At 34.1% G+C, this 20,990-nt stretch carries 16 protein-coding genes; 13 read left to right on the forward strand and 3 right to left on the reverse strand.

Annotated elements, in window-relative coordinates; translation table 11 throughout:
- Both BXU10_RS19690 and BXU10_RS19695 read right to left on the reverse strand, forming a co-directional pair.
- Window positions 1-201: a hypothetical protein gene (locus BXU10_RS19690; RefSeq protein ID WP_031455258.1), complete on the reverse strand. Its 201-nt coding sequence runs from the start codon at window positions 199-201 to the stop codon at window positions 1-3.
- Window positions 202-303: 102 nt separating this feature from the next.
- Complete coding sequence (locus tag BXU10_RS19695; RefSeq protein WP_078229268.1) at window positions 304-882, reverse strand: MarC family protein; 579 nt, start codon at window positions 880-882, stop codon at window positions 304-306.
- 314 nt (window positions 883-1,196) lie between these two features.
- Here BXU10_RS19695 and BXU10_RS19700 point away from each other — a divergent pair, with 314 nt between their 5' ends.
- The 3 genes from BXU10_RS19700 (at window position 1,197) to BXU10_RS19710 (ending at window position 5,776) form a co-directional block, all read left to right on the forward strand.
- Entirely contained in the window at window positions 1,197-1,766 is a 570-nt protein-coding gene (locus BXU10_RS19700; RefSeq protein ID WP_078229216.1) for a DUF3109 family protein, read from the forward strand.
- Window positions 1,767-2,147: 381 nt separating this feature from the next.
- The gene (locus BXU10_RS19705; RefSeq protein WP_031455261.1) at window positions 2,148-3,125 is read left to right on the forward strand and encodes a ribonucleotide-diphosphate reductase subunit beta; all 978 of its coding nucleotides are present in this window, start codon (window positions 2,148-2,150) and stop codon (window positions 3,123-3,125) included.
- A gap of 260 nt (window positions 3,126-3,385) precedes the next feature.
- Entirely contained in the window at window positions 3,386-5,776 is a 2,391-nt protein-coding gene (locus BXU10_RS19710) for a ribonucleoside-diphosphate reductase subunit alpha (RefSeq protein WP_078229217.1), read from the forward strand.
- A gap of 307 nt (window positions 5,777-6,083) precedes the next feature.
- On the opposite strand, the gene BXU10_RS19715 is transcribed toward BXU10_RS19710, so the two are convergent.
- Window positions 6,084-6,398 (reverse strand): GIY-YIG nuclease family protein, encoded by a 315-nt coding sequence (locus tag BXU10_RS19715; protein ID WP_078229218.1) that lies wholly within the window; start codon window positions 6,396-6,398, stop codon window positions 6,084-6,086.
- Between the two features lie 245 nt (window positions 6,399-6,643).
- On the opposite strand from BXU10_RS19715, the gene BXU10_RS19720 reads away from it, so the two are divergent.
- The 10 genes from BXU10_RS19720 (at window position 6,644) to BXU10_RS19765 (ending at window position 20,966) form a co-directional block, all read left to right on the forward strand.
- Window positions 6,644-8,041 (forward strand): DUF1800 domain-containing protein, encoded by a 1,398-nt coding sequence (locus BXU10_RS19720; RefSeq protein ID WP_078229219.1) that lies wholly within the window; start codon window positions 6,644-6,646, stop codon window positions 8,039-8,041.
- A 12-nt stretch (window positions 8,042-8,053) separates the two neighbouring features.
- Window positions 8,054-9,217, forward strand: coding sequence for a DUF1501 domain-containing protein (locus tag BXU10_RS19725; protein WP_078229220.1), 1,164 nt, complete (start codon window positions 8,054-8,056; stop codon window positions 9,215-9,217).
- Window positions 9,218-9,601: 384 nt separating this feature from the next.
- Window positions 9,602-10,441 (forward strand): prephenate dehydratase, encoded by an 840-nt coding sequence (locus BXU10_RS19730; protein WP_078229221.1) that lies wholly within the window; start codon window positions 9,602-9,604, stop codon window positions 10,439-10,441.
- A 78-nt stretch (window positions 10,442-10,519) separates the two neighbouring features.
- The gene (locus tag BXU10_RS19735) at window positions 10,520-11,665 is read left to right on the forward strand and encodes a pyridoxal phosphate-dependent aminotransferase (RefSeq protein ID WP_078229222.1); all 1,146 of its coding nucleotides are present in this window, start codon (window positions 10,520-10,522) and stop codon (window positions 11,663-11,665) included.
- 181 nt (window positions 11,666-11,846) lie between these two features.
- Window positions 11,847-12,704 (forward strand): prephenate dehydrogenase, encoded by an 858-nt coding sequence (locus tag BXU10_RS19740; RefSeq protein WP_031455270.1) that lies wholly within the window; start codon window positions 11,847-11,849, stop codon window positions 12,702-12,704.
- A gap of 11 nt (window positions 12,705-12,715) precedes the next feature.
- A complete protein-coding gene (locus tag BXU10_RS19745) occupies window positions 12,716-13,798 on the forward strand; it encodes a bifunctional 3-deoxy-7-phosphoheptulonate synthase/chorismate mutase type II (RefSeq protein WP_078229223.1) in 1,083 nt (360 codons plus the stop codon).
- A 221-nt stretch (window positions 13,799-14,019) separates the two neighbouring features.
- Entirely contained in the window at window positions 14,020-17,358 is a 3,339-nt protein-coding gene (locus BXU10_RS19750; RefSeq protein WP_078229224.1) for a VIT domain-containing protein, read from the forward strand.
- Window positions 17,359-17,475: 117 nt separating this feature from the next.
- Window positions 17,476-18,459, forward strand: a complete 984-nt coding sequence (rsgA, locus tag BXU10_RS19755) for a ribosome small subunit-dependent GTPase A (protein ID WP_078229225.1) — start codon at window positions 17,476-17,478, stop codon at window positions 18,457-18,459.
- Window positions 18,460-18,543: 84 nt separating this feature from the next.
- Complete coding sequence (dtd, locus tag BXU10_RS19760) at window positions 18,544-18,996, forward strand: D-aminoacyl-tRNA deacylase (RefSeq protein ID WP_078229226.1); 453 nt, start codon at window positions 18,544-18,546, stop codon at window positions 18,994-18,996.
- Window positions 18,997-19,058: 62 nt separating this feature from the next.
- Entirely contained in the window at window positions 19,059-20,966 is a 1,908-nt protein-coding gene (locus tag BXU10_RS19765; RefSeq protein WP_078229227.1) for a DUF3857 domain-containing protein, read from the forward strand.
- Window positions 20,967-20,990 lie beyond the last annotated feature (24 nt).

Below are 20,990 nucleotides of genomic sequence, written 5' to 3' on the forward strand. Positions count from 1 at the left end.
TTATCTGCCGTTTGTTTTTTCTTCGATACTTTTCGAAATTCTAAAAATTAAAAGAATTAAAACGGCACAGAATGAAGCGGCAATTCCAATTAAAGCTACTGCGCTGTCTCCCTGAAAAGGATTTTGGAAATCAAGCTGCGTAATGTTAAACACAATTAAAGCTAATGCCAAAAGCACTAAGATGGAAGTAAAGATTTTCATAAGGCTGTTTGTTTGTCTAAAATAATAAAGAAGTCCCTTTTGGATAGAAAGCCTTTGGGCTGTATTTTAGAATTTTATGATGCAAATTTATGAAAATATCCTTTAGACAAACAAACCTTTAACATTAGCAGCGAATAATTTAACAGCTATTGCTAAGAGAATTACTCCAAATGTCTTGCGGACTACACCAAGTCCGTTTTCGCCCAGTAAAGTTTCAATTTTTTTTGATGATTTTAAAACAATATAAACCAGGATAATATTCAATAAAATCGCAATAATAATATTAATGGTATGAAATTGAGATCGTAACGAAAGTAAAGTAGTCATGGTTCCTGCTCCGGCAATTAACGGAAAAGCTAATGGAACGATTGATGCTGATCCAGGTTCTTCATCACGGTAAATTCTAATACCTAAAATCATTTCCAGTGCCAGAAAGAATAATACAAACGAACCTGCTACTGCAAACGAATGTACATCAATTCCTATTAGATTCAATAGCCCTTCTCCAACAAAAAGAAAAACAATCATTATAGTACCTGCAACAAGTGAAGCTTTTTCAGATTCGATATGGCCTACTTTAGCTCGTAAATTCACAATAATCGGAATGGAACCCACAATATCAATAACAGCAAAAAGCACCATGCTTATTGTGATGATTTCTTTTAAACTGATTTCTAACATATCGTTTTGATTTTTAGGGGTTAAAAACTTTGCAAAAGTAGTTAATAAAGTTAGGTGATTTTTTGACACTATGTATTTTTGTTACAAAAACATGTTTTCGTTGTTAAAAATGAAATATTTGTAACAATGATGATTTTTGTAACATAGTTTCGCAAAGATTTTGTGCAAAGATTCACGAAGTGTTATTTTAAACATCATAAATAATAATAAAACTTCAGTGAAAGTAGTATAAACCTTTGCGAATCTCCATGCTGGATTTTTTATGTCTTTTCTTTGACTATCTTTGCACTTTATAAATTCAGTATTTTATCATCATGTTTCAATTAGGAAAAACCATTATTTCAGAAGATATTCTTGAAAAAGAATTTGTGTGCAACTTATCAGCTTGTAAAGGAGCTTGCTGTGTTGACGGGGATGCAGGTGCTCCTTTAAGTGAAGCAGAGACAAAAATACTGGAAGAAATTTATCCGAAAGTAAAACCTTTTTTGCGTAAAGAAGGAATTGCTGCAATCGAAGCACAGGGAACCTGGGTAAAAGGAACCGATGGTGATCTTGAAACGCCATTAATTGATGAAAAAGATTGTGCTTATGTAATTTTTGATGGTAAAACCGCTCTTTGTGGAATCGAACAAGCCTACAATCAGGGAATCGTTGACTGGAAAAAACCTGTTTCCTGTCATTTGTATCCAATCCGTGTGAAAGATTTTACGGAGTTCGCTGCTGTTAATTATGACAAATGGGACATTTGTGATGATGCCTGTTCTTTAGGAAAGGAATTAGAAGTTCCGGTTTATAAATTTGTCAAAGAGGCACTAATTCGCCGTTTTGGAGAAGACTGGTATTTAGAACTTGAGAAAGTTGCTGAAGAGCTAAAAAAGAGCTAAAAAAGAGCTAAGAAATAGCTGAAAAAGGTAAAGAAATTTTTTAAAAAATATCGAATGCATAACGTGTATTTTTCACACCTATTTTGACTCAAAAAAATAAAAATTTCACTCAAAAAAAACTTTTTAAAAGAATTTAAAATACTTGCTTTTTATTCTAAAAATTCTATATTTTACGGGGGTTTAAGAGGGAATGACGGAGCCTAAGTATCTTATTTTCAAATAATTAAATAATTGTATGAAAATCATGTCATTTATCGTAGTTGTTAAAAACTATGTCAGATTGTGAATAAGTTTGAGTTTGATTTTTGACGACAAATGACAATCTTTGTAATCGTTTTGAATAAGGGGAAATTCATTATAAAAATTAAACAAAAAACAACAATGTCACAAGTTGAACCAATACTACAAGAAAACAAGAATCGTTTCGTTATTTTTCCAATTAAACATCATGATATTTGGGAATGGTATAAAAAAATGGAAGCTAGTTTTTGGACTGCCGAAGAAATTGATTTGCATCAGGACTTGACAGATTGGAACAATAAATTAAGTGACGACGAAAGATATTTCATTAAACATATTTTGGCATTTTTTGCTGCTTCTGATGGAATCGTAAATGAAAACCTGGCTGAGAACTTTGTAAATGAGGTACAATATGCCGAAGCTAAATTTTTCTACGGTTTCCAAATTATGATGGAGAATATCCACAGTGAGACTTATTCTTTATTAATTGATACTTATGTCAAAGACGAAGCAGAAAAAGCTGAATTGTTTAATGCCTTGGAAGTATTCCCTGCAATTGGTAAAAAAGCAGAATGGGCTTTAAAATGGATCGAGTCTGATTCATTTGCGGAAAGACTAATTGCTTTTGCTGCGGTTGAAGGAATTTTCTTTTCAGGAGCTTTTTGTTCTATTTATTGGTTAAAAAAACGTGGTTTAATGCCAGGTTTGACTTTTTCTAATGAATTGATTTCCCGCGACGAAGGTGTACATTGTGATTTTGCCGTTCACCTGCATAATCACCATTTGATTAACAAAGTTCCAAAAGAAAGAATTAAAGAAATCATTGTTGATGCTTTAAATATCGAAAGAGAATTTGTTACAGAATCTCTTCCGGTTAGTTTGATTGGAATGAATGCGACTTTAATGACACAATATTTAGAATTTGTTGCAGACAGATTATTAGTAGAATTAGGTTGTGAACGTGTTTATGGATCAGCTAATCCGTTTGATTTCATGGACATGATTTCTCTTCAGGGAAAAACCAATTTCTTTGAAAAACGTGTTGCAGAGTATCAAAAATCAGGTGTGATGAACACAGATAGTGATGCTCAGAAAATTTCATTCGATGCAGATTTTTAGACAACAAAAATATTTTAGTGTTTAACCCCAAAATAAACACTGATTAAGATTTTATAACAAAACATTTTTAGAATCTCTTTTCCCAAATCGAAGATTCAATAATTTTCAACGCTTTTTCGGTCTGATTTCAGATTGGAATAGGGTAGCTATTGAGAATGATGTAATTCTCAAAAAATAATTAAAAATCACACAATGTTTAAGTGCTGGAATTCGTTTTCCAGTGACTTTAATTTTTTCAATAACACTAAAAAAGTAAGCTTATGTATGTAGTAAAAAGAGATGGCCACAAAGAGCCGGTAATGTTTGATAAGATTACAGAAAGAATCAAAAAATTGTGTTACGGGCTTAATGAGCTTGTAGATCCTGTTAAGGTAGCCATGAGAGTTATCGAAGGATTGTATGACGGAGTTTCTACATCTGAACTTGATAATCTTGCGGCAGAAACAGCGGCTTCTATGACTATTGCACATCCTGATTATGCGCAATTGGCAGCTCGTGTGGCAATCTCAAACCTGCATTCAAATACTAAAAAATCGTTCTCAGAAACGATGAAAGATATGTATCACTACGTAAATCCAAGAAACGGTCAGGATGCACCATTAATTGCTGATGACGTATATAAAGTGATTCAGGAAAATGCAGCTTTCTTAGATTCTCATATCATTTATACCAGAGATTTCAATTACGATTATTTTGGTTTTAAAACCTTAGAGCGTTCGTATTTGTTGAAAATCAATGGAAAAATCGTTGAGCGTCCACAGCATATGTTGATGCGTGTTTCGGTAGGGATTCACTTAGATGATTTAAAATCGGTAATTGAGACTTACGATTTAATGTCTAAAAAATATTTCACGCATGCAACGCCAACGTTGTTCAATGCTGGAACTCCAAAACCACAAATGTCTTCTTGTTTCCTTTTGGCTATGCAGGATGACAGTATTGATGGTATTTACGATACTTTAAAACAAACAGCAAAAATCTCGCAATCAGCAGGAGGAATTGGTCTTTCTATTCATAACGTTCGTGCAACAGGATCTTACATTCGCGGTACAAACGGAACTTCAAACGGAATTGTTCCGATGTTGCGAGTATTCAATGATACAGCACGTTATGTAGATCAGGGTGGTGGAAAACGTAAAGGAAGCTTTGCGATTTACATCGAAACCTGGCATGCGGATATCTTTGATTTCTTAGATTTAAAGAAAAACACAGGAAAAGAAGAAATGCGGGCAAGAGATTTATTCTTTGCAATGTGGACATCTGATTTATTCATGAAACGTGTGCAGGAAGATGCATCATGGACTTTAATGTGCCCTAACGAATGTCCTGGATTATATGATGTTTACGGAGACGAATTCGAAGCCATGTACACGGATTACGAATTTAGAGGAAAAGGTAGAAAAACGATTCGTGCTCGTGAATTATGGGAGAAAATTTTGGAATCACAAATCGAAACTGGAACGCCTTACATGTTGTACAAAGATGCCGCCAACCGTAAATCAAACCACAAGAATTTAGGAACAATTCGTTCTTCAAACTTGTGTACGGAGATTATGGAGTACACATCAAAAGATGAAATCGCGGTTTGTAATTTAGCTTCAATCTCATTACCAATGTTTATTGAAAACGGAAAATTCGATCACGAAGCGCTTTACAATGTTACCAAACGTGTAACCCGTAACCTGAACAAAGTAATCGACAGAAACTACTATCCGGTAAAAGAAGCAGAAAACTCAAATATGCGTCACCGTCCCGTAGGATTGGGAGTGCAAGGTTTAGCAGATGCTTTTATCATGTTACGTATGCCTTTTACAAGTGATGAAGCTAAGGCATTAAATCAGGAAATTTTTGAAACCTTATACTTTGCAGCTGTAACCGCTTCTATGGAAATGGCGAAAGAAGAAGGCCCATATTCTACATTTGAAGGCTCTCCAATGTCAAAAGGGGAATTCCAATACAATATGTGGGGAATGAAAGATGAAGAGTTATCAGGCCGTTGGGACTGGGCTTCCTTAAGAAAAGAAGTGGTAGAACATGGAGTTCGTAATTCATTATTGGTTGCTCCAATGCCAACAGCTTCGACTTCTCAAATTTTAGGAAATAACGAAGCTTTCGAACCGTATACATCAAACATTTACACACGTCGTGTATTGTCTGGAGAATTCATTGTAGTAAACAAACACTTGCTTCATGATTTAGTGGACAGAGGTTTATGGAACGAGACTTTGAAACAAGAAATTATGCGTCATAACGGATCGGTTCAAAATATTGATGTGATTCCGCAAGACTTAAAAGAACTATACAAAACCGTTTGGGAAATGTCGATGAAAGACATTATCGATATGTCTCGTCAAAGAGGTTATTTCATTGACCAATCACAATCATTGAACTTGTTCATGCAGGATGCCAACTATTCTAAACTAACGTCAATGCATTTCTATGCATGGCAGTCAGGTTTAAAAACAGGTATGTATTACCTGAGAACAAAATCAGCAGTTGATGCGATTAAATTCACATTAAACAATGATAAAAAAGAAGAAACACCAGCTTTAGTTGCAGAAACTGAAGAAATCAATATTGAGGAATACAAAGCGATGTTGTTAAAAGCACAAGCAGCAGGTCCTGAGGATTGTGAGATGTGTGGGTCTTAATTTTTTTTTAGAATCAAGATGATAGAATAAAGAGTAAAGATTTATTCTTAGTAATAGAAAGCAGTTATTGTAATGATAGCTGCTTTTTTTTTTTACATCATTTTGTTTTTATTCGCAATCTTTGTCATTCCGAGGAATGAGGAATCTTCGCAAGAAACTCGACAAAGATTGATGATTTGTATTGCAGAGTTTCTTGTGAAGATCCTTCCTCCGTCAGGATGACAAAACGGTGAGAAAAATCATTAAGGATTAATAACTCCAAGTTTCACAAGTATTTTAAGATTGATAAACTTTGTAAATAGTAATTTTAATCAAACAAATTGTTCAAAAAATCCAAATCTGGATTAAGAGTTTTAATTAACGCAGTTTTTTTATTTCTACTCCAGCCTTTTATTTCTTTTTCACGACTAATAGCTTCTTGAATCCAAGTAAATTTTTCATAATACAATAAAAACTCAACTTTATATTTTGAAGCAAAACTTTTATTTCCATCAGTAATATTTTCTTTATGCTGAATTAAACGAATTTTTAAATTGTTGGTTACTCCAGTATAGAAAACAGTTTTTGATTTGTTTGTTATAATGTAGATGTAATAAGTATTGTAGCCTTCGTATATTAGCATGGTAAATTTTTTTAAGCACAAATAAAGAAAGATTTTTCTTGTTTTAAATGCGTTTTACTAAAAAATATGTGAACCATTGGTGCGGAGTCTCTTGCGAAGATTCCTCGTCCCTCGGAATGACAAGTTTCATGAGAAAATTTTGTTTTACAATAGTTAACAGCTTTTAAATCTTGATAATGCTTTAGGTTATTTGAATTAAACCTTTTCAAAAATCAAAAGTCTTACTTTAAACAAATCTCTTTGTTATGAAAAAAAGCAATCTTTGGTCGTTACGATTGGGCTTCTCAGGAAAAGAAGCTGCTAAAATTGAAAAAATAGGATTAGAAAAATTTCTAAAGAAATCTTATGATTCGAAATTTGATAGCCAATTTCCTGTTTTTTTACAAGACAGTCCCAAAACAATTGCTGAGTACAAAGAATTACGCCAATCCGCAAAAAATCTCGATCCCGAAGAGAAAAATAAAATTCAGAGAAAAGAAACCTTAACTGCAGCTGAATTAAAAAAATGGTGGGTTGCCAAAATGCAAAACGATGAATTTCCTTTACGTGAAAAAATGGTTTGTTTCTGGCACAATCATTTCGTGTCCACTTCGCAAAAAGTAAAAGTTAATTACTGGATTTACCAGCACAACATGATTTTGCGAGAGAATGCTTTTGGAAATTTCAAGGAAATGACCAAAAAGATCGTAAAATCGAATGCCATGATCAAATACCTGGATAATGTCGATAACAAAAAAGGCAAAATCAATGAAAATCTAAGCCGCGAATTACTGGAACTATTCACCATCGGAATCGGGAATTATACCGAAGAAGATATTAAAAACGGTGCAAGAGCCCTGGCAGGATTAAATTATGGCGATGAAGGTGGGGTTTACAGAAAAAACTTAGAAGATAGCAGCAATAAAACCTATTTTGGAAGAACAGGAAACTGGAAAGCAGATGATTTAGTTGATATTATTTTCGAACAAAAAAGCATTCCGTATTTAATTACACGAAAAATTCTGAAATGGTTTCTTTACGATACCCCATCAGAAGAATCGGTGCGATATTATGGGGATTATTTCAAAAAAGTAAATTTTGAAATAGCACCGTTGCTTACCAAAATCTTTATCGAAGAATATGCCAAGGATGTTTCGGGCAATAAAATCAAGGATCCTTTGGTTTATATTTCACAGCTTATTGACGAGTTACAACTGAAAGATTATGATGAGGCAATGATTGTTGCCTTTCTCAAACAGCAAGGAATGGATTTGTATAATCAGGTCAATGTAAAAGGCTGGGATGGAGGGAATTCATGGCTGACTTCGCAGGTTTATCTGCAGCGAAATAATACTTCGGACCTGCTTTGCAGCGGACGGAAGCTTTCAAAAAAAATACTCAATTCGATGACTAGTGAAAATCCGAAGCCTAAATTAGAATTGGAGAAAAGAGAGATAAAAGTTGAATTTGACGCCAACGGAAATAATAAAACCATCATAGCCGAATTGTCAAACAGATTGTTGTTTAATGTAAACGAATCCATGCAAAAAGATATGGAAAATCTGCTTAAATATGATTTTGATCCTAAAGAGCCCAATGCCAATTTTGCAGTAGTGCGTTTGTTTAATTGTATCACCAAATTACCAGAATACCAGTTAATTTAAAATGCTATCATCATGAACAGAAGAAATTTTCTAACCTTAACAGGGACATTTACCGGCGGAATGCTTGTGCTTCCAAGTTTTTTGCATGCATTTGGCGAACAAAGTAGTTTGGTAATCGGTGAACAGTGCCTGGTTTTTGTTCAGCTCAACGGAGGAAACGACGGACTGAATACTTTTATTCCTTACGATGATCCGTTGTATTACGAATACAGAACTAAAATTGCCCTGAATAAAGATATAGTGGTGGGCAAAAATAAAGGAATGGCATTTCATCCGGCATTAAAAGATTTTGCTCAGATGCAGCAAAACGGAGATTTAACCGTAATTCAGAATGTCGGTTATCCGGAACCGGTTCGTTCGCATTTCCGCAGTCAGGAAATTTGGCAGACTGCAGCAGATTCCAATAAATACATCAACGAAGGTTGGTTAGGACGTTACTTGGATCTGCAATGTCACGATCATCAGCCAACTGCCGGAATCAATCTCGATTCGATTGACAATCTGGCCTTGAAAGGTTTGGAGCCGAATGCAATTACTGTTAAAGATCCCGATCGTTTTAAGGTGAAATCAAATAAGGAAAATGAAAAACTATCCGATAATCCACAATTGGATTTTGTTCGTAAAATCGCCAATTCGGTTGTAGAAGGTTCAGATGATATTCAAAATGCCCTGAAACAATCGAAAACAGAAATCAGTTATCCTAAAACAGGATTGTCCAAAAATCTGGAATGGATTGCAAGGCTTGTAAAAGGAAACCTGAATTCGAAAGTGTATTATACTTCCCTTGGCGGATTTGACACGCATGACAATCAGCTTTCTCTTCATGAAAGAAAATTTACAGAACTGAATGATGCTTTATTTAGTTTTTATACGGATCTGAAGCAGGCAAAATTGCTTCAAAACGTTACAATCGTGGTGTTTTCTGAATTTGGAAGACGCGTAAAAGACAACGGAAGCGGAACCGATCACGGAACTGCGGCGCCAATGTTTGTGATTGGAGGAAATAACAAAGGAACAATTCTGGGCAATAATCCAAATTTAGCCGATTTGGATAACGGCGATTTAAAACACCAAATTGATTTTAGGTCGGTGTATGCCTCATTATTACAGCAAAAAATGGATTTTGATTATTCAAAAATTGGGATTAAGAATAGTCCTGTTTCAGGTTTGTTTTAGTTTTTTAGGATTAGGATTTTAAAATGAAACTTATTCAATATAATTTAAACACTTTAGAATCTTCCTCAAAACCAATTATATAAATCTCATTTTAAGCCTCATTTATTAAAATATCATACAAAACAAGCTAATTTTGTTAAGAAATCCTTTTTTGTTTCATAAAATGCATTTTTTTTTTTGGTGCAGTTAAAATAATTTATACATTCGCACAGAATTTAAAAAATAACACAAACAAAATGGCAACTAACCGTTTTTATTTTAGCAACAATTTTTATTTCTTCTTTAGTAGAAGTTAGGATTGTGCTATGGTTATTTGAAACAAATTAAAAGACAAATACAACTAATATACAATCCTGATGAAAATCAGGATTTTTTTTTGACTATATGACAGCTAAAATTGCAATACAAGGTATCAAAGGTTCTTTTCATCATCAGGTTGTTAAGGAATATTTTTCTGAAAACGTAGATATTGATGAATGTCTGTCTTTTGAGGAATTGGTTGACAGCCTTCTTGCGGGGAAATCAGATCAGGCAGTTATGGCAATTGAAAATTCGATTGCAGGACCAATTATTCCGAATTATGCTTTGATTGACAAGAATAATTTGCACATTATAGGAGAACATTATTTAAGTATTCACCAAAATTTAATGGCTTTGAAAGGTCAGAAAATTGAAGATATTAAAGAAGTTCATTCACACCCGATGGCATTATTGCAATGTATGGATTTCTTAAAACAATATCCAAACATCAAATTGGTAGAGGATAAAGATACAGCCGAAACAGCAAGAAGAATTCAGGAAAAACAGTTAACAGGAATTGCTGCAATAGGAAGTAAAGTAGCATCGGAAATGTATAATCTTGAAATTATAGCACCGGAGATTCAGACGATTAAAAATAATATGACGCGTTTCGTAATCATCAAAAAGCAAAATTCATTTTTGCCTGAAAACGAGATCAACAGAGCGTCTATCAAATTTGAACTCGATCATAAAAGAGGAAGTCTGGCAGCAGTTCTAAATGTAATGAGTGACTGCAAACTGAATTTGACAAAAATTCAGTCACTTCCAAAAATTGAAACACCATGGAAATATTCGTTTTTCGTAGATGTGACATTTGAAAATTATGAAGATTACTCGAAAGCCAAATCGTTACTCAATATTATGGCGGAATATTTTAAGGTGTTGGGAGAATATAAAAATACAAAGCCTTTAAGTCAGTCTTAAAGTTGGAAAGTCGAAAGTCATAAAGTCAAAAATAAAAAGAGCCTAAAGCTTACAGCTTAAAGCCTAAAGCAGAAAACAATGATTACAACAGCAAAAAGATTAGATACAGTTGAAGAATACTACTTTTCATCAAAATTGAGAGAAGTTCGTCAACTCATGTCTGAAGGAAAATCAATCATCAATATGGGAATCGGAAGCCCTGATTTGAGTCCGTCGAAAGCAGTAATTGAAGCGGTAGCCGCGGCAATTCAGGATGAAAACGGACATGGTTATCAAAGCTATCAGGGATTACCGGAAATGAGGCAGGCGATGGCAGATTTTTATCGGGATCAATTTGGTGTTGCAGTGAATCCAAATAACGAGATTTTACCATTGATGGGGTCAAAAGAAGGAATTATGCATATTTCGCTTGCATTTTTAAATCCGGGCGACCATGTTTTGATTCCGAATCCGGGTTATCCGACTTATACTTCGGTAACCAATTTGGTAGAAGCGGTTCCGGTTTATTATGATTTGAAAGAAGCAAACAGTTGGGAACCGGATTTTGAGGCTTTAGAGAAACTGGATCTTTCGAAAGTAAAAATTATGTGGCTGGGTTATCCGCACATGCCGACAGGAGCGAGAGGAAGTTTAGCGTTATTTGAAAAATTGGTTGCTTTTGCTAAAAAACACAACATATTACTGATCAATGACAATCCGTATAGTTTTGTTTTGAATGATAATCCGATGAGTTTGTTGCAGGTTGAAGGTGCGAAGGATGTGGCTTTAGAATTGAATTCACTGAGTAAAACATTCAATATGGCCGGCTGGAGAGTCGGGATGGTTTTAGGAAATCCTGAAATTATCGATGCAGTGTTAAAAGTAAAAAGCAACATGGACAGCGGTATGTTCTACGGAATTCAGAAAGGAGCAATTGCAGCTTTAAAATGTGATAAATCCTGGTTCGAAGATCAAAACAAAATTTACAGACGCCGTAGAGAATTAACCGAAAAGCTAGCAGAAAAATTAAACTGTAAAGTGTATAAAGAAGGGGTTGGACTTTTTGTCTGGGCAAAATTGCCGGAAGGAATCGAATCAGCAGAGAAGTTCATTGACGAAATATTATACGAGAAACATATTTTTATTACACCGGGAACTATTTTTGGAAGCAACGGCGAAGGGTATATCAGGTTCTCATTGTGTGTAAAAGAAGAAAAAGTACAGGAAGCGATAGATAGGTTTTAGTATTGAGACTTTAGAATTAAGTACTAAGATTTCCTGCAAGGTTTTCAAAACCTTTCAGGAAGTTTAAAGCTCTTATGAAAACATGAAGCCCTAGCCCTGATAGAAGCGGCATCCTTTTATGGTGGGGGTCACCATAAAAGATACAGCGGATAGCAGGAAACAGCTTCAAATAAAAAGAATTATGAAAGTATATGTAATAGGAATAGGATTAATAGGCGGTTCAATGGTGTTAGACATCAAAGGGCGTTATCCTGATGCTACTATTTTAGGAATCGATAGTAACGAGCAACATTTGCAGGAAGCAATTGATCTTGGAGTTATTGACGAAGCTGGAAGTTTTGAAGATTTACAAAAAGCAGATTTTGTAATTGTTTCGGTTCCTGTTGATGTTGCGCTTACCGTTTTACCTAAAGTTTTGGACGCCGTTGGAGATAAAACGATTGTTTTTGAAGTTGGATCGACTAAAAAACCAATTTGCGATGCAGTAGCAAACCATCCGAAGAGAAGAAATTTTATTGCTACGCACCCAATTGCAGGAACAGAGTTTTCGGGACCTTCGGCGGCAATAAGAGGTTTGTTTCAAGGAAAGACAAACATTATATGTGAAGTAGAAAAGACAGCTTTTAAACTGCAGGAGAAAGCATTGAATCTTTTCAGTTCGATCGGAATGAGAATTAGATACATGGATCCCGTTTCGCACGACAAACATATTGCTTATGTTTCGCATTTGTCGCACATTAGTTCGTTTATGCTCGGAAAAACAGTAATGAACAAAGAAAAAGACGAACAGGATATTTTTGACATGGCGGGCAGTGGATTTGAAAGTACAGTTCGTCTCGCAAAAAGTTCACCAGCGATGTGGACACCAATTTTTAAGCAGAACAAAGAGCATGTTATTGAAACATTAGAAGAGTATATTTCGAATCTAAGCAGGTTCAGGGATTTGTTGAAAGAAGAAAATTATAATGCCATTTTTGAAGAAATGGAAAGCACAAATAAAATAAAAGAGATATTAAACGGATTAACAATTAAAAAGTAAATTAGAATAAGATGGAAAATAAGAAAGAAATGAGAAAGTGGTTAGAAGATTTCAATTTAAATCACCCACTTGTGATAGCTGGACCATGTAGTGCAGAAACTGAAGATCAGGTTTTGAAAATTGCTCACGAATTGAAAGATTCAAAAGTTAGTGTATTCAGAGCAGGAATCTGGAAACCAAGAACGCGTCCGGGAGGATTTGAAGGTGTTGGAGAAATTGGTTTAAAATGGTTGCAAAAAGCAAAAGCTGAAACTGGTTTATTGATGGGTACTGAAGTTGCAACTGCAGCTCACTGTAAATTGGCTTTAGAGCATGATATTGACGTTTTATGGGTTGGTGCACGTACAACAGCAAACCCTTTCGCAGTTCAGGAAATTGCTGATACTTTGAAAGGAACTGATAAAATCGTTTTGGTTAAAAATCCAGTAAACCCTGATTTGGCTTTATGGTTAGGTGGTGTTGAGCGTTTACACATGGCAGGTATTGAGAAATTAGGTGTGATCCATAGAGGTTTTTCTACTTACGAAAAAACAAAATACAGAAATATCCCGGAATGGCAGATTGCTATCGAATTGCAAAATAAATTCCCCGATTTACCATTAATCATTGATCCATCTCACATTACAGGAGATCGTAAAATGATTTTCGAAGTTACTCAGGAAGCTTTAGATTTGAACTACGACGGTATGATCATCGAAACGCACTTCGACCCGGACAATGCATGGTCTGATGCTGCTCAGCAAGTTACTCCTGATGCTTTGAAACAAATCATCAAAGATTTGACTATCAGAAAAACAGATGATACTACAGATGAGTACAGTTCAAAAATGACTAAATTAAGAGCTAACATCGACGTTTTGGATGCTAACTTATTAGAGCTTTTAGGAAAACGTATGAAAGTAGCTGACGAAATTGGTCAGGTGAAAAAAGATGCAAACGTTGCAATTCTTCAAAACAGCCGTTGGAACGAAATCTTAGGAAAAATGATTCTGGAAGGCGAGAAAAAAGGTCTTACTGAAGAGTTTGTTTTGAAAATGTTCAAAGCAATCCACCAGGAAAGTATTGGTCATCAGGAAAAAGTATTGAATGCATAATTGAATTTGAACCATATAAGTGATATAAGATAATTTAAGTTTTTTAAAAGCTTGTTATTGATGAATGTTATGTCACAGATATGATTCAGATATTTAAAATAGAATCTCCATCCCTTTGACAAAAAGGGTTGGGGATTTTTTTATGAAATTAATTTACACTCCTCCCAACCTTTTCGTATTTTTTGTTCTCTATATCACTATACAACCTTAACTTTCGCGTTATGAAATCAAATATGTGTTTATCTCCGTCTAAAATTTTTCAGGTTAATCTGAAATTACTGTTTTGCGTTTTACTGTTTTCAGCCGTTAAAGTTTTTGCTCAAAGTCCTGAACTGAACGTAAAAGGAGAGGAAGCTGAAAAGGTCAAAATGAGTCAGCTGCTTGTTAATGTTAAGGTAATTGGAAATATTGCCTACACTACTGCCGAAATGCATTTTTTTAATTCGGGAACTCGTCAGATGGAAGCAGAACTTATTTTTCCGTTGCCGGAAAATGTCTCAGTTTCAAGATATGCAATTGATATTAACGGTAAAATGCGCGAAGCGGTTCCGGTAAATAAAAATAAAGGGAAACAGGTTTTTGAAGCCATTGAACATCGTCGGGTTGATCCGGGATTATTGGAAAAAGTGGATGGAAATAATTTTAGAACCCGAATTTATCCTTTAATGCCAAACGGAGAACGAATCGTAATTATTGGTTACGAAGAAGAGCTTTCTGCATTTGATAAAAGCAATCTGTCGTATCAGCTGGTGAGTCGTTATCCTAAAAAACTGGATAAATTTGAGATCAATGTTTCGGTTTTGGGAGCTTCTGCTTCACCAACTATTGCTGAAAATTCTGGTGATGCTATTGCTTTCTCGAACTGGAACCAATCATTTCAGACTTCACTAAAAAAAGAAAATTATCAGCCTTCTGAAAAAATGCTTTTCAAGATTCCAATTCAGCAGAATATTCCAAGTATCGTGATGCAGAATGTTGGAGGTCAGCATTATTTTTACGGAAATACTTTTATAGAAGGTAATAGAACAGCTAAAAAAGCACCGGCTTCAATTGGTCTGATTTGGGATAATTCTTTGAGCTGCCAGACGCGTGATTTGAAAAAGGAATTAAATTTATTAGACGCTTATTTTCAAAAGATAAAAAACACAAAAGTGACTTTGTATTTTCTAAATTACACTTTCGAAAAACAAAAAGAATTTGTGATTTCAAATGGAAACTGGTCTGAATTGAAAACCGTTTTGGAGAACACGAAATATGATGGAGGAACCCGTTTTTCACAAATCAATTTTGAAAATCAGGAGGAATATTTATTTTTCTCTGACGGATTATCTTCTTTGAGTGAGAATGTCTTGCCAAAAACGAAGAGAACAGTATATACAATTACATCTTCAGTTTCGGCAGATTTTGCTTTTTTGAATTATTCTTCGATGCAAAGAAGCGGAAATTTCATTAATCTGAATCAATTGAATGTTGAAAATGCTTTAGATAAATTGGTAAGTAACAATTTGAAGTTTTTAGGAATAAAGGAGAATTTTACGGTTACAGATTTGTTTCCGATGGAAGGGGTTTCGGTTTCGGGAAGCTTTAGTTTTTCTGGAATTTCATTGAATTCAAAAAATGAAATAACGCTTTTGTTTGGTTATAACAATGAAGCCGTTCAGGAAAGAAAAATAACCTTAGATGCTTCGGTTCAAAGCACGACTGATGTTAATATTGAAAAACTTTGGGCTCAGAAAAAAATAGCCAGCCTTGATTTGCAATATGCTAAAAATGCAGAAGAAATTGAATCTTTAGGAAAGAAATACGGCATTATAACCAAAAACACTTCACTGATTGTGTTAGAGGATATTCGGGATTATATTATGTATGATATTATTCCTCCGGCCGAATTACGAACTGAGTTTGACAGAATCAAAAAGCAGGAACATGATACCAATCTCGCTAAACAAAAAAACAACTGGGAAAATATAGACAGCTATTTTGAAGGATTAAATTCTTGGTGGGAAAAAGATATAAAATATGTGGTTCCAAAAGTTTTGCCAAAGTCTAAGAAAAAGAAAGGGGTGGTTTATGAAACGATTAAGAGTGATCCGGATGCTGTTTTGACTGTTGATGAACCAGTTGGATCGGGACCTGTTTCTGAGATTGTCCAAGATAATTCAGTTGCTTCGCCTCCTCCTGCTCCAAAAGTTGATCAGGTTTTATTTGTAGCACCTACGGTTGTGAAATCTGAAGAGGTTTACAGAGACGGTGATAAACAAACGAATGAATTAAAAGAAGTAGTTGTGATGGGTTATGCCTCAATGAAAAAATCAGACCTTACAGGTTCAGTACAATCAGTTTCTTACGTTCCGGAAAGAACTATAGCACCAGGACTTTCAAATAATGTAATACAAACACTTGCGGATAAAGTTGCCGGAGTTGAAGTAGAAGAGGCATCAAATAATAGTATAAGAATAAGAGGGAATTCCACAGTTGCAAATCAGCCTTTAATAATTGTAAATGGAGAAGTTTATCAAGGTAAAATAGAAGATCTAAATAAAGATGATATTGCTTCAATTAATGTTTTAAAAGATGCTTCTACAACTGCTATTTATGGGAGCAGGGCGTCAAATGGAGTGATAATGGTTACTACTAAAAATGGTAATACAATTCAAAACGAAACCAAAACATGGAACCCGGACAGATTATATTTAAAAGCTTTGGCATCGGCACCAAAACAAAAACAATATGATTTGTATTTCGAATTGAGAAAATCTCAGGAGAGAAACCCGAGTTTTTATTTTGACGTGGCGCACTTTTTCTATAATCAGGGAGATGTAAAAAAAGCACTGCAGGTAATCAGTAATATTGCAGATCTAGGATTAGAAAATCATCAGCTTTATAAAACATTAACCTATACTTTGCGCCAATGGAAGGATTTTGAAGATGCGTCATTTACAGCGAAACAAGTTGCTAAATGGAGAGCTCATGAACCTCAAAGTTTAAGAGATTATGCACTGGCTTTGGAAGATGCAGGTAACTATCAGGAAGCTTTTGATCAATTGGTAAAAACTTTGGAAGTGAATTATTATGGAGAAATGAGCGGACAATATCAAGGGGTTGAAGATATTATTTTGATGGATTTAAACCGAATGCTTATCGAACATACTGATTTGAAAACCGGAAAATTAGATAAAAAATATCTTGATAAAATGCCGGTCGATATTAGAATTATCATGAACTGGAACTTGATGGATGTTGATTTGGATTTGCATATTATTGAACCCACGGGTGAAGAATGTTATTATGGACATAAAGTAACAGAATCTGGGGCAAGCTTTTCAAAAGATTTTACACAAGGGTATGGTCCTGAACAATATCTGATTCGAAATGCAGTGAAAGGGAAATACCAAATAAAAAGTAACTATTTTGGAGAAAATGAATTAACAGAAAATGGCCCTGCGACGGTTATGGTTGAGATTTACACTACCAAATCCGGAAAGACCTCTAAAATTCTTAAAACAATTCAGCTTGGAAAAGTCAAAGAAAATGATGTTTTAGCCGAAATTATTTGGTAAACATATCCTATTAGGAGATTCATATTTATTTTTAAAAGGCGAAGTTTCGTTGTTGAATTCAAAAAACGTAATTTTGCCTTTTATTTTTTAAGAATAAATCTAAAACCTACAATTTGAATGACAGGACTCGTATATAAATCTACAGGAAGCTGGTACACTGTAAAATCTGAACAAGGCGATTTTATAGAATGCCGTATGAAAGGGAAGTTTAGGATGAAAGGCATCAAAAGCACTAATCCTATTGCTGTAGGTGATATTGTCGATTATGAATTGGAAGAAACTTCGGATGCCGTCACAGGTATGATTCATAATATTCACGAAAGAAAGAATTACATCGTTCGTAAATCAGTTAATCTGTCACATCAGATGCATATCATTGCATCCAATATAGACAGGGTATTTTTGCTGATTACAATTAATAACCCACCCACTACTTTTAATTTTATAGATCGCTTTCTGGTAACTGCCGAAGCTTACAATATAGAGACCATATTGGTTTTTAATAAAATTGACACTTTTGATGAAACAACTCTGGATGACCAATTGTATATGCAATATGTATATCAGCAAATTGGGTATAAATGCCTGCGTGTTTCATCTACAGAAATGAAAGGAGTTGATGAACTAAAAGAAATGATGATTGGTAAAGTAAGCATGTTTTCCGGACATTCCGGCGTAGGAAAATCGACTTTAGTAAATGCAATGGAACCATCACTTCATCTTAAAACTAAAAATATTTCGGAAGCCAGTAAACAAGGGCAGCACACTACAACTTTTGCAGAAATGTATGATTTGTCTTTTAATGCAAAAATCATTGATACTCCCGGAATTAAAGGGTTCGGAATTGTTGATATGGAAAAAGAAGAAATCAGCGGATATTTTCCTGAATTTTTTAAATTGAAAGATCAATGTAAATTCAATAATTGTCTGCATAAAGAAGAGCCTCATTGCGCCATAAAAGCAGCTTTGGAAAAAGATGAAATTACATGGTCACGCTACAACAGTTATCTTAAAATACTGGAAGGTGATGAGGAAAATTATCGCACCGACTCTTACGATGAAGACCGAAAAATCAGCGATGAAACCAGAAACCAGAAATAAATAATAGTCTAAAGTCAAATGTCTTAAGTCCAAAGTGAGATTTTAGATTTTCAACTTTATGACTTTCAAACTTTAGACTAAGATATGAAAGTTGTTCTTCAAAGAGTTTCTCAGGCATCTGTAACCGTTGATTCTAAAATTGTTGCAGATATTAAACAAGGACTATTAGTTTTGGTTGGTATAGAAGATATCGATACTCAGGATGATATTGACTGGCTCGTTGGGAAAATCATAAAAATGCGCATTTTTGGTGACGAAAATGGCGTAATGAATTGCTCAGTTCAGGACATTGATGGTGATATTATTGTAGTAAGTCAGTTTACACTCCATGCTTCAACTAAAAAAGGAAACCGTCCTTCATACATTAAAGCTTCAAAACCAGAGTTTGCAATTCCGATGTATGAGAATTTTGTGAGATGTTTAGAAAATGAATTTCAGAAGAAAATACAAACCGGAATATTTGGTGCAGACATGAAAGTCAGCCTTATAAATGACGGGCCTGTAACGATTTTAATTGATAGTAAAAACAAAGAATAAATAGCACAAATATTTGTTAAGGATTTCTAAAAATGCTATATATTTGACGAAAATACTTACTAATGAAAAATCAGGTTTTCGCATTAATTTTCTTCTTATTTTCCCTTGTTTCTAATGCTCAAAAGAGTGACTACTCGACTGCTAAAATTGCCGACAGTCTTAAAGAGAATGCCAATGCAGTTGTGCGACTAGATCAAATGGATATTATGATTGCTTCCCAAAGAAGTATGAATATCAAAACACAAAGGGTTGTATCAGTTTTTAATGAGAAAGGATTAAATGATATTGATGCTTATCAGCACTATGATAAAACAACTTCAATAAAAAACATCGAAGCGATTGTTTATGATGCATTTGGTAACGAAATAAAAAAGATTAAACGAAAAGATTTTAGAGACCAAAGCGCTGCAGGTGGAAGTACTCTTTTTTCAGATAACCGTGTCGTTTATTTAGATTATACACCAGTTTCATATCCTTTTACAATTGTTTATAAAAGTGAAACTGAAACTTCAAATACCGCTTTTATACCGCAATGGTATTTTTTGGGAGGATATTACGTAAGTGTCGAAAAATGTATACTAAATGTTACTTTTCCTAATAATCTTGGCTTTAAAAAGAAAGAGTTTTATTTTTCAGGATTTAATATTAAAAAAACAGCTGATACAGATACTAAGCTAAGTTACGAAGCTGTCAATATTTTAGCTCAGAAGGCAGAAGATCTTAGTCCCGCTTTTTCCGATTTATATCCAAAAGTATTGATGAGTCTGGAATATTTTAATCTGGAGGGAGTTGATGGCAATGCAAAAAATTGGAAAGAATATGGTAAATGGTTTTCGGACAAAATTTTAGCAGGAACAACATTGTTGCCGGAAGAAACAAAATTAAAAATTAAAACACTGATAGGTAATGAAACAGATCCTATAAAAAAAGCAAAAATTGTATACCAATTTGTACAGGAAAAATCCAGATACGTTAGTGTTCAGGTAGGGATTGGAGGATGGAAACCAATGTTTGCAAGTGATGTCGACAGATTAGGTTATGGTGATTGTAAAGCATTGTCTAATTATACCAGAGCATTATTAGATGTGGTTGGCGTTTCTTCCTTTTACACAGAATTATACGGTGATTTAGATTTAAGAGATATTGATGAAGATTTTTTTTCTATCCAGGGTAATCATGCGATTTTATGTGTTCCTGATAAAGATAAATACGTTTTTTTAGAATGCACAAGTCAGGATGACCCTTTTGGATATCAGGCAAATTTTACAGATAATAGAAAAGTAGTTGTAATTAAACCTGATGGAGGAGAAATAATCAGAACAAGAATTTATGATCCATTAAATAATGCGCAATTTAGCAAAGGAACTTATACAATAGATGAAAATGGCAGTTTTGCTGGAAAAATCAATATCCGGTCTGAAGGTTCACAATATGGAAGAAAAATGATTGTAGAGAAATTACAGCCTACAGAAAAAGAAGCACATTATAAAGAATATTGGGGTAATATAAATAATCTTAAATTAGGTAAAATCAATTTTACCAATGATAAAGAGAATATTCGTTTTACAGAAGATATTCAGATTACAGCAGTAAATTATGGAACAATTTCTGCCAATAAAATGATTTTTGTAATGGATGCCTTTAATCAGTATACAGGAAATGTTAAGCGTATAAGAAATCGTAAAAATCCATTTCAAATCCAGCGCGGTTATTTAGATACAGATGAAATTGAAATTAATCTTCCTGCAGATTTTTCAATCGAATTTCTACCTTCAAACTTCGAATTAAAAGGAAAGTTTGGGGAGTATAAAACAGAAATCATCAAAAATGAAAATAATAAACTCACATACAAACGTTCTATGTTTTTAAATAAAGGAAAATATTCAAACAAAGAATATGATGAATATCGCCTTTTTATGGAACAAGTTTCAAAAAATGATAATGCCAAAATCATTTTGACCAAGAACTAATCAAATCAACAAAAAAACAAACCC

The sequence above is a fragment of the Flavobacterium sp. LM4 genome (assembly GCF_002017935.1).
Taxonomy (GTDB): domain Bacteria; phylum Bacteroidota; class Bacteroidia; order Flavobacteriales; family Flavobacteriaceae; genus Flavobacterium; species Flavobacterium chungangense.

Bases quoted from the DNA above. Each gene is read 5' to 3' on its own strand.
- BXU10_RS19690 (WP_031455258.1), bottom strand. From the start codon at position 201: ATGAAAATCTTTACTTCCATCTTAGTGCTTTTGGCATTAGCTTTAATT.
- BXU10_RS19695 (WP_078229268.1), bottom strand. From the start codon at position 882: ATGTTAGAAATCAGTTTAAAAGAAATCATCACAATAAGCATGGTGCTT.
- BXU10_RS19700 (WP_078229216.1), top strand. From the start codon at position 1,197: ATGTTTCAATTAGGAAAAACCATTATTTCAGAAGATATTCTTGAAAAA.
- BXU10_RS19705 (WP_031455261.1), top strand. From the start codon at position 2,148: ATGTCACAAGTTGAACCAATACTACAAGAAAACAAGAATCGTTTCGTT.
- BXU10_RS19710 (WP_078229217.1), top strand. From the start codon at position 3,386: ATGTATGTAGTAAAAAGAGATGGCCACAAAGAGCCGGTAATGTTTGAT.
- BXU10_RS19715 (WP_078229218.1), bottom strand. From the start codon at position 6,398: ATGCTAATATACGAAGGCTACAATACTTATTACATCTACATTATAACA.
- BXU10_RS19720 (WP_078229219.1), top strand. From the start codon at position 6,644: ATGAAAAAAAGCAATCTTTGGTCGTTACGATTGGGCTTCTCAGGAAAA.
- BXU10_RS19725 (WP_078229220.1), top strand. From the start codon at position 8,054: ATGAACAGAAGAAATTTTCTAACCTTAACAGGGACATTTACCGGCGGA.
- BXU10_RS19730 (WP_078229221.1), top strand. From the start codon at position 9,602: ATGACAGCTAAAATTGCAATACAAGGTATCAAAGGTTCTTTTCATCAT.
- BXU10_RS19735 (WP_078229222.1), top strand. From the start codon at position 10,520: ATGATTACAACAGCAAAAAGATTAGATACAGTTGAAGAATACTACTTT.
- BXU10_RS19740 (WP_031455270.1), top strand. From the start codon at position 11,847: ATGAAAGTATATGTAATAGGAATAGGATTAATAGGCGGTTCAATGGTG.
- BXU10_RS19745 (WP_078229223.1), top strand. From the start codon at position 12,716: ATGGAAAATAAGAAAGAAATGAGAAAGTGGTTAGAAGATTTCAATTTA.
- BXU10_RS19750 (WP_078229224.1), top strand. From the start codon at position 14,020: ATGAAATCAAATATGTGTTTATCTCCGTCTAAAATTTTTCAGGTTAAT.
- rsgA (WP_078229225.1), top strand. From the start codon at position 17,476: ATGACAGGACTCGTATATAAATCTACAGGAAGCTGGTACACTGTAAAA.
- dtd (WP_078229226.1), top strand. From the start codon at position 18,544: ATGAAAGTTGTTCTTCAAAGAGTTTCTCAGGCATCTGTAACCGTTGAT.
- BXU10_RS19765 (WP_078229227.1), top strand. From the start codon at position 19,059: ATGAAAAATCAGGTTTTCGCATTAATTTTCTTCTTATTTTCCCTTGTT.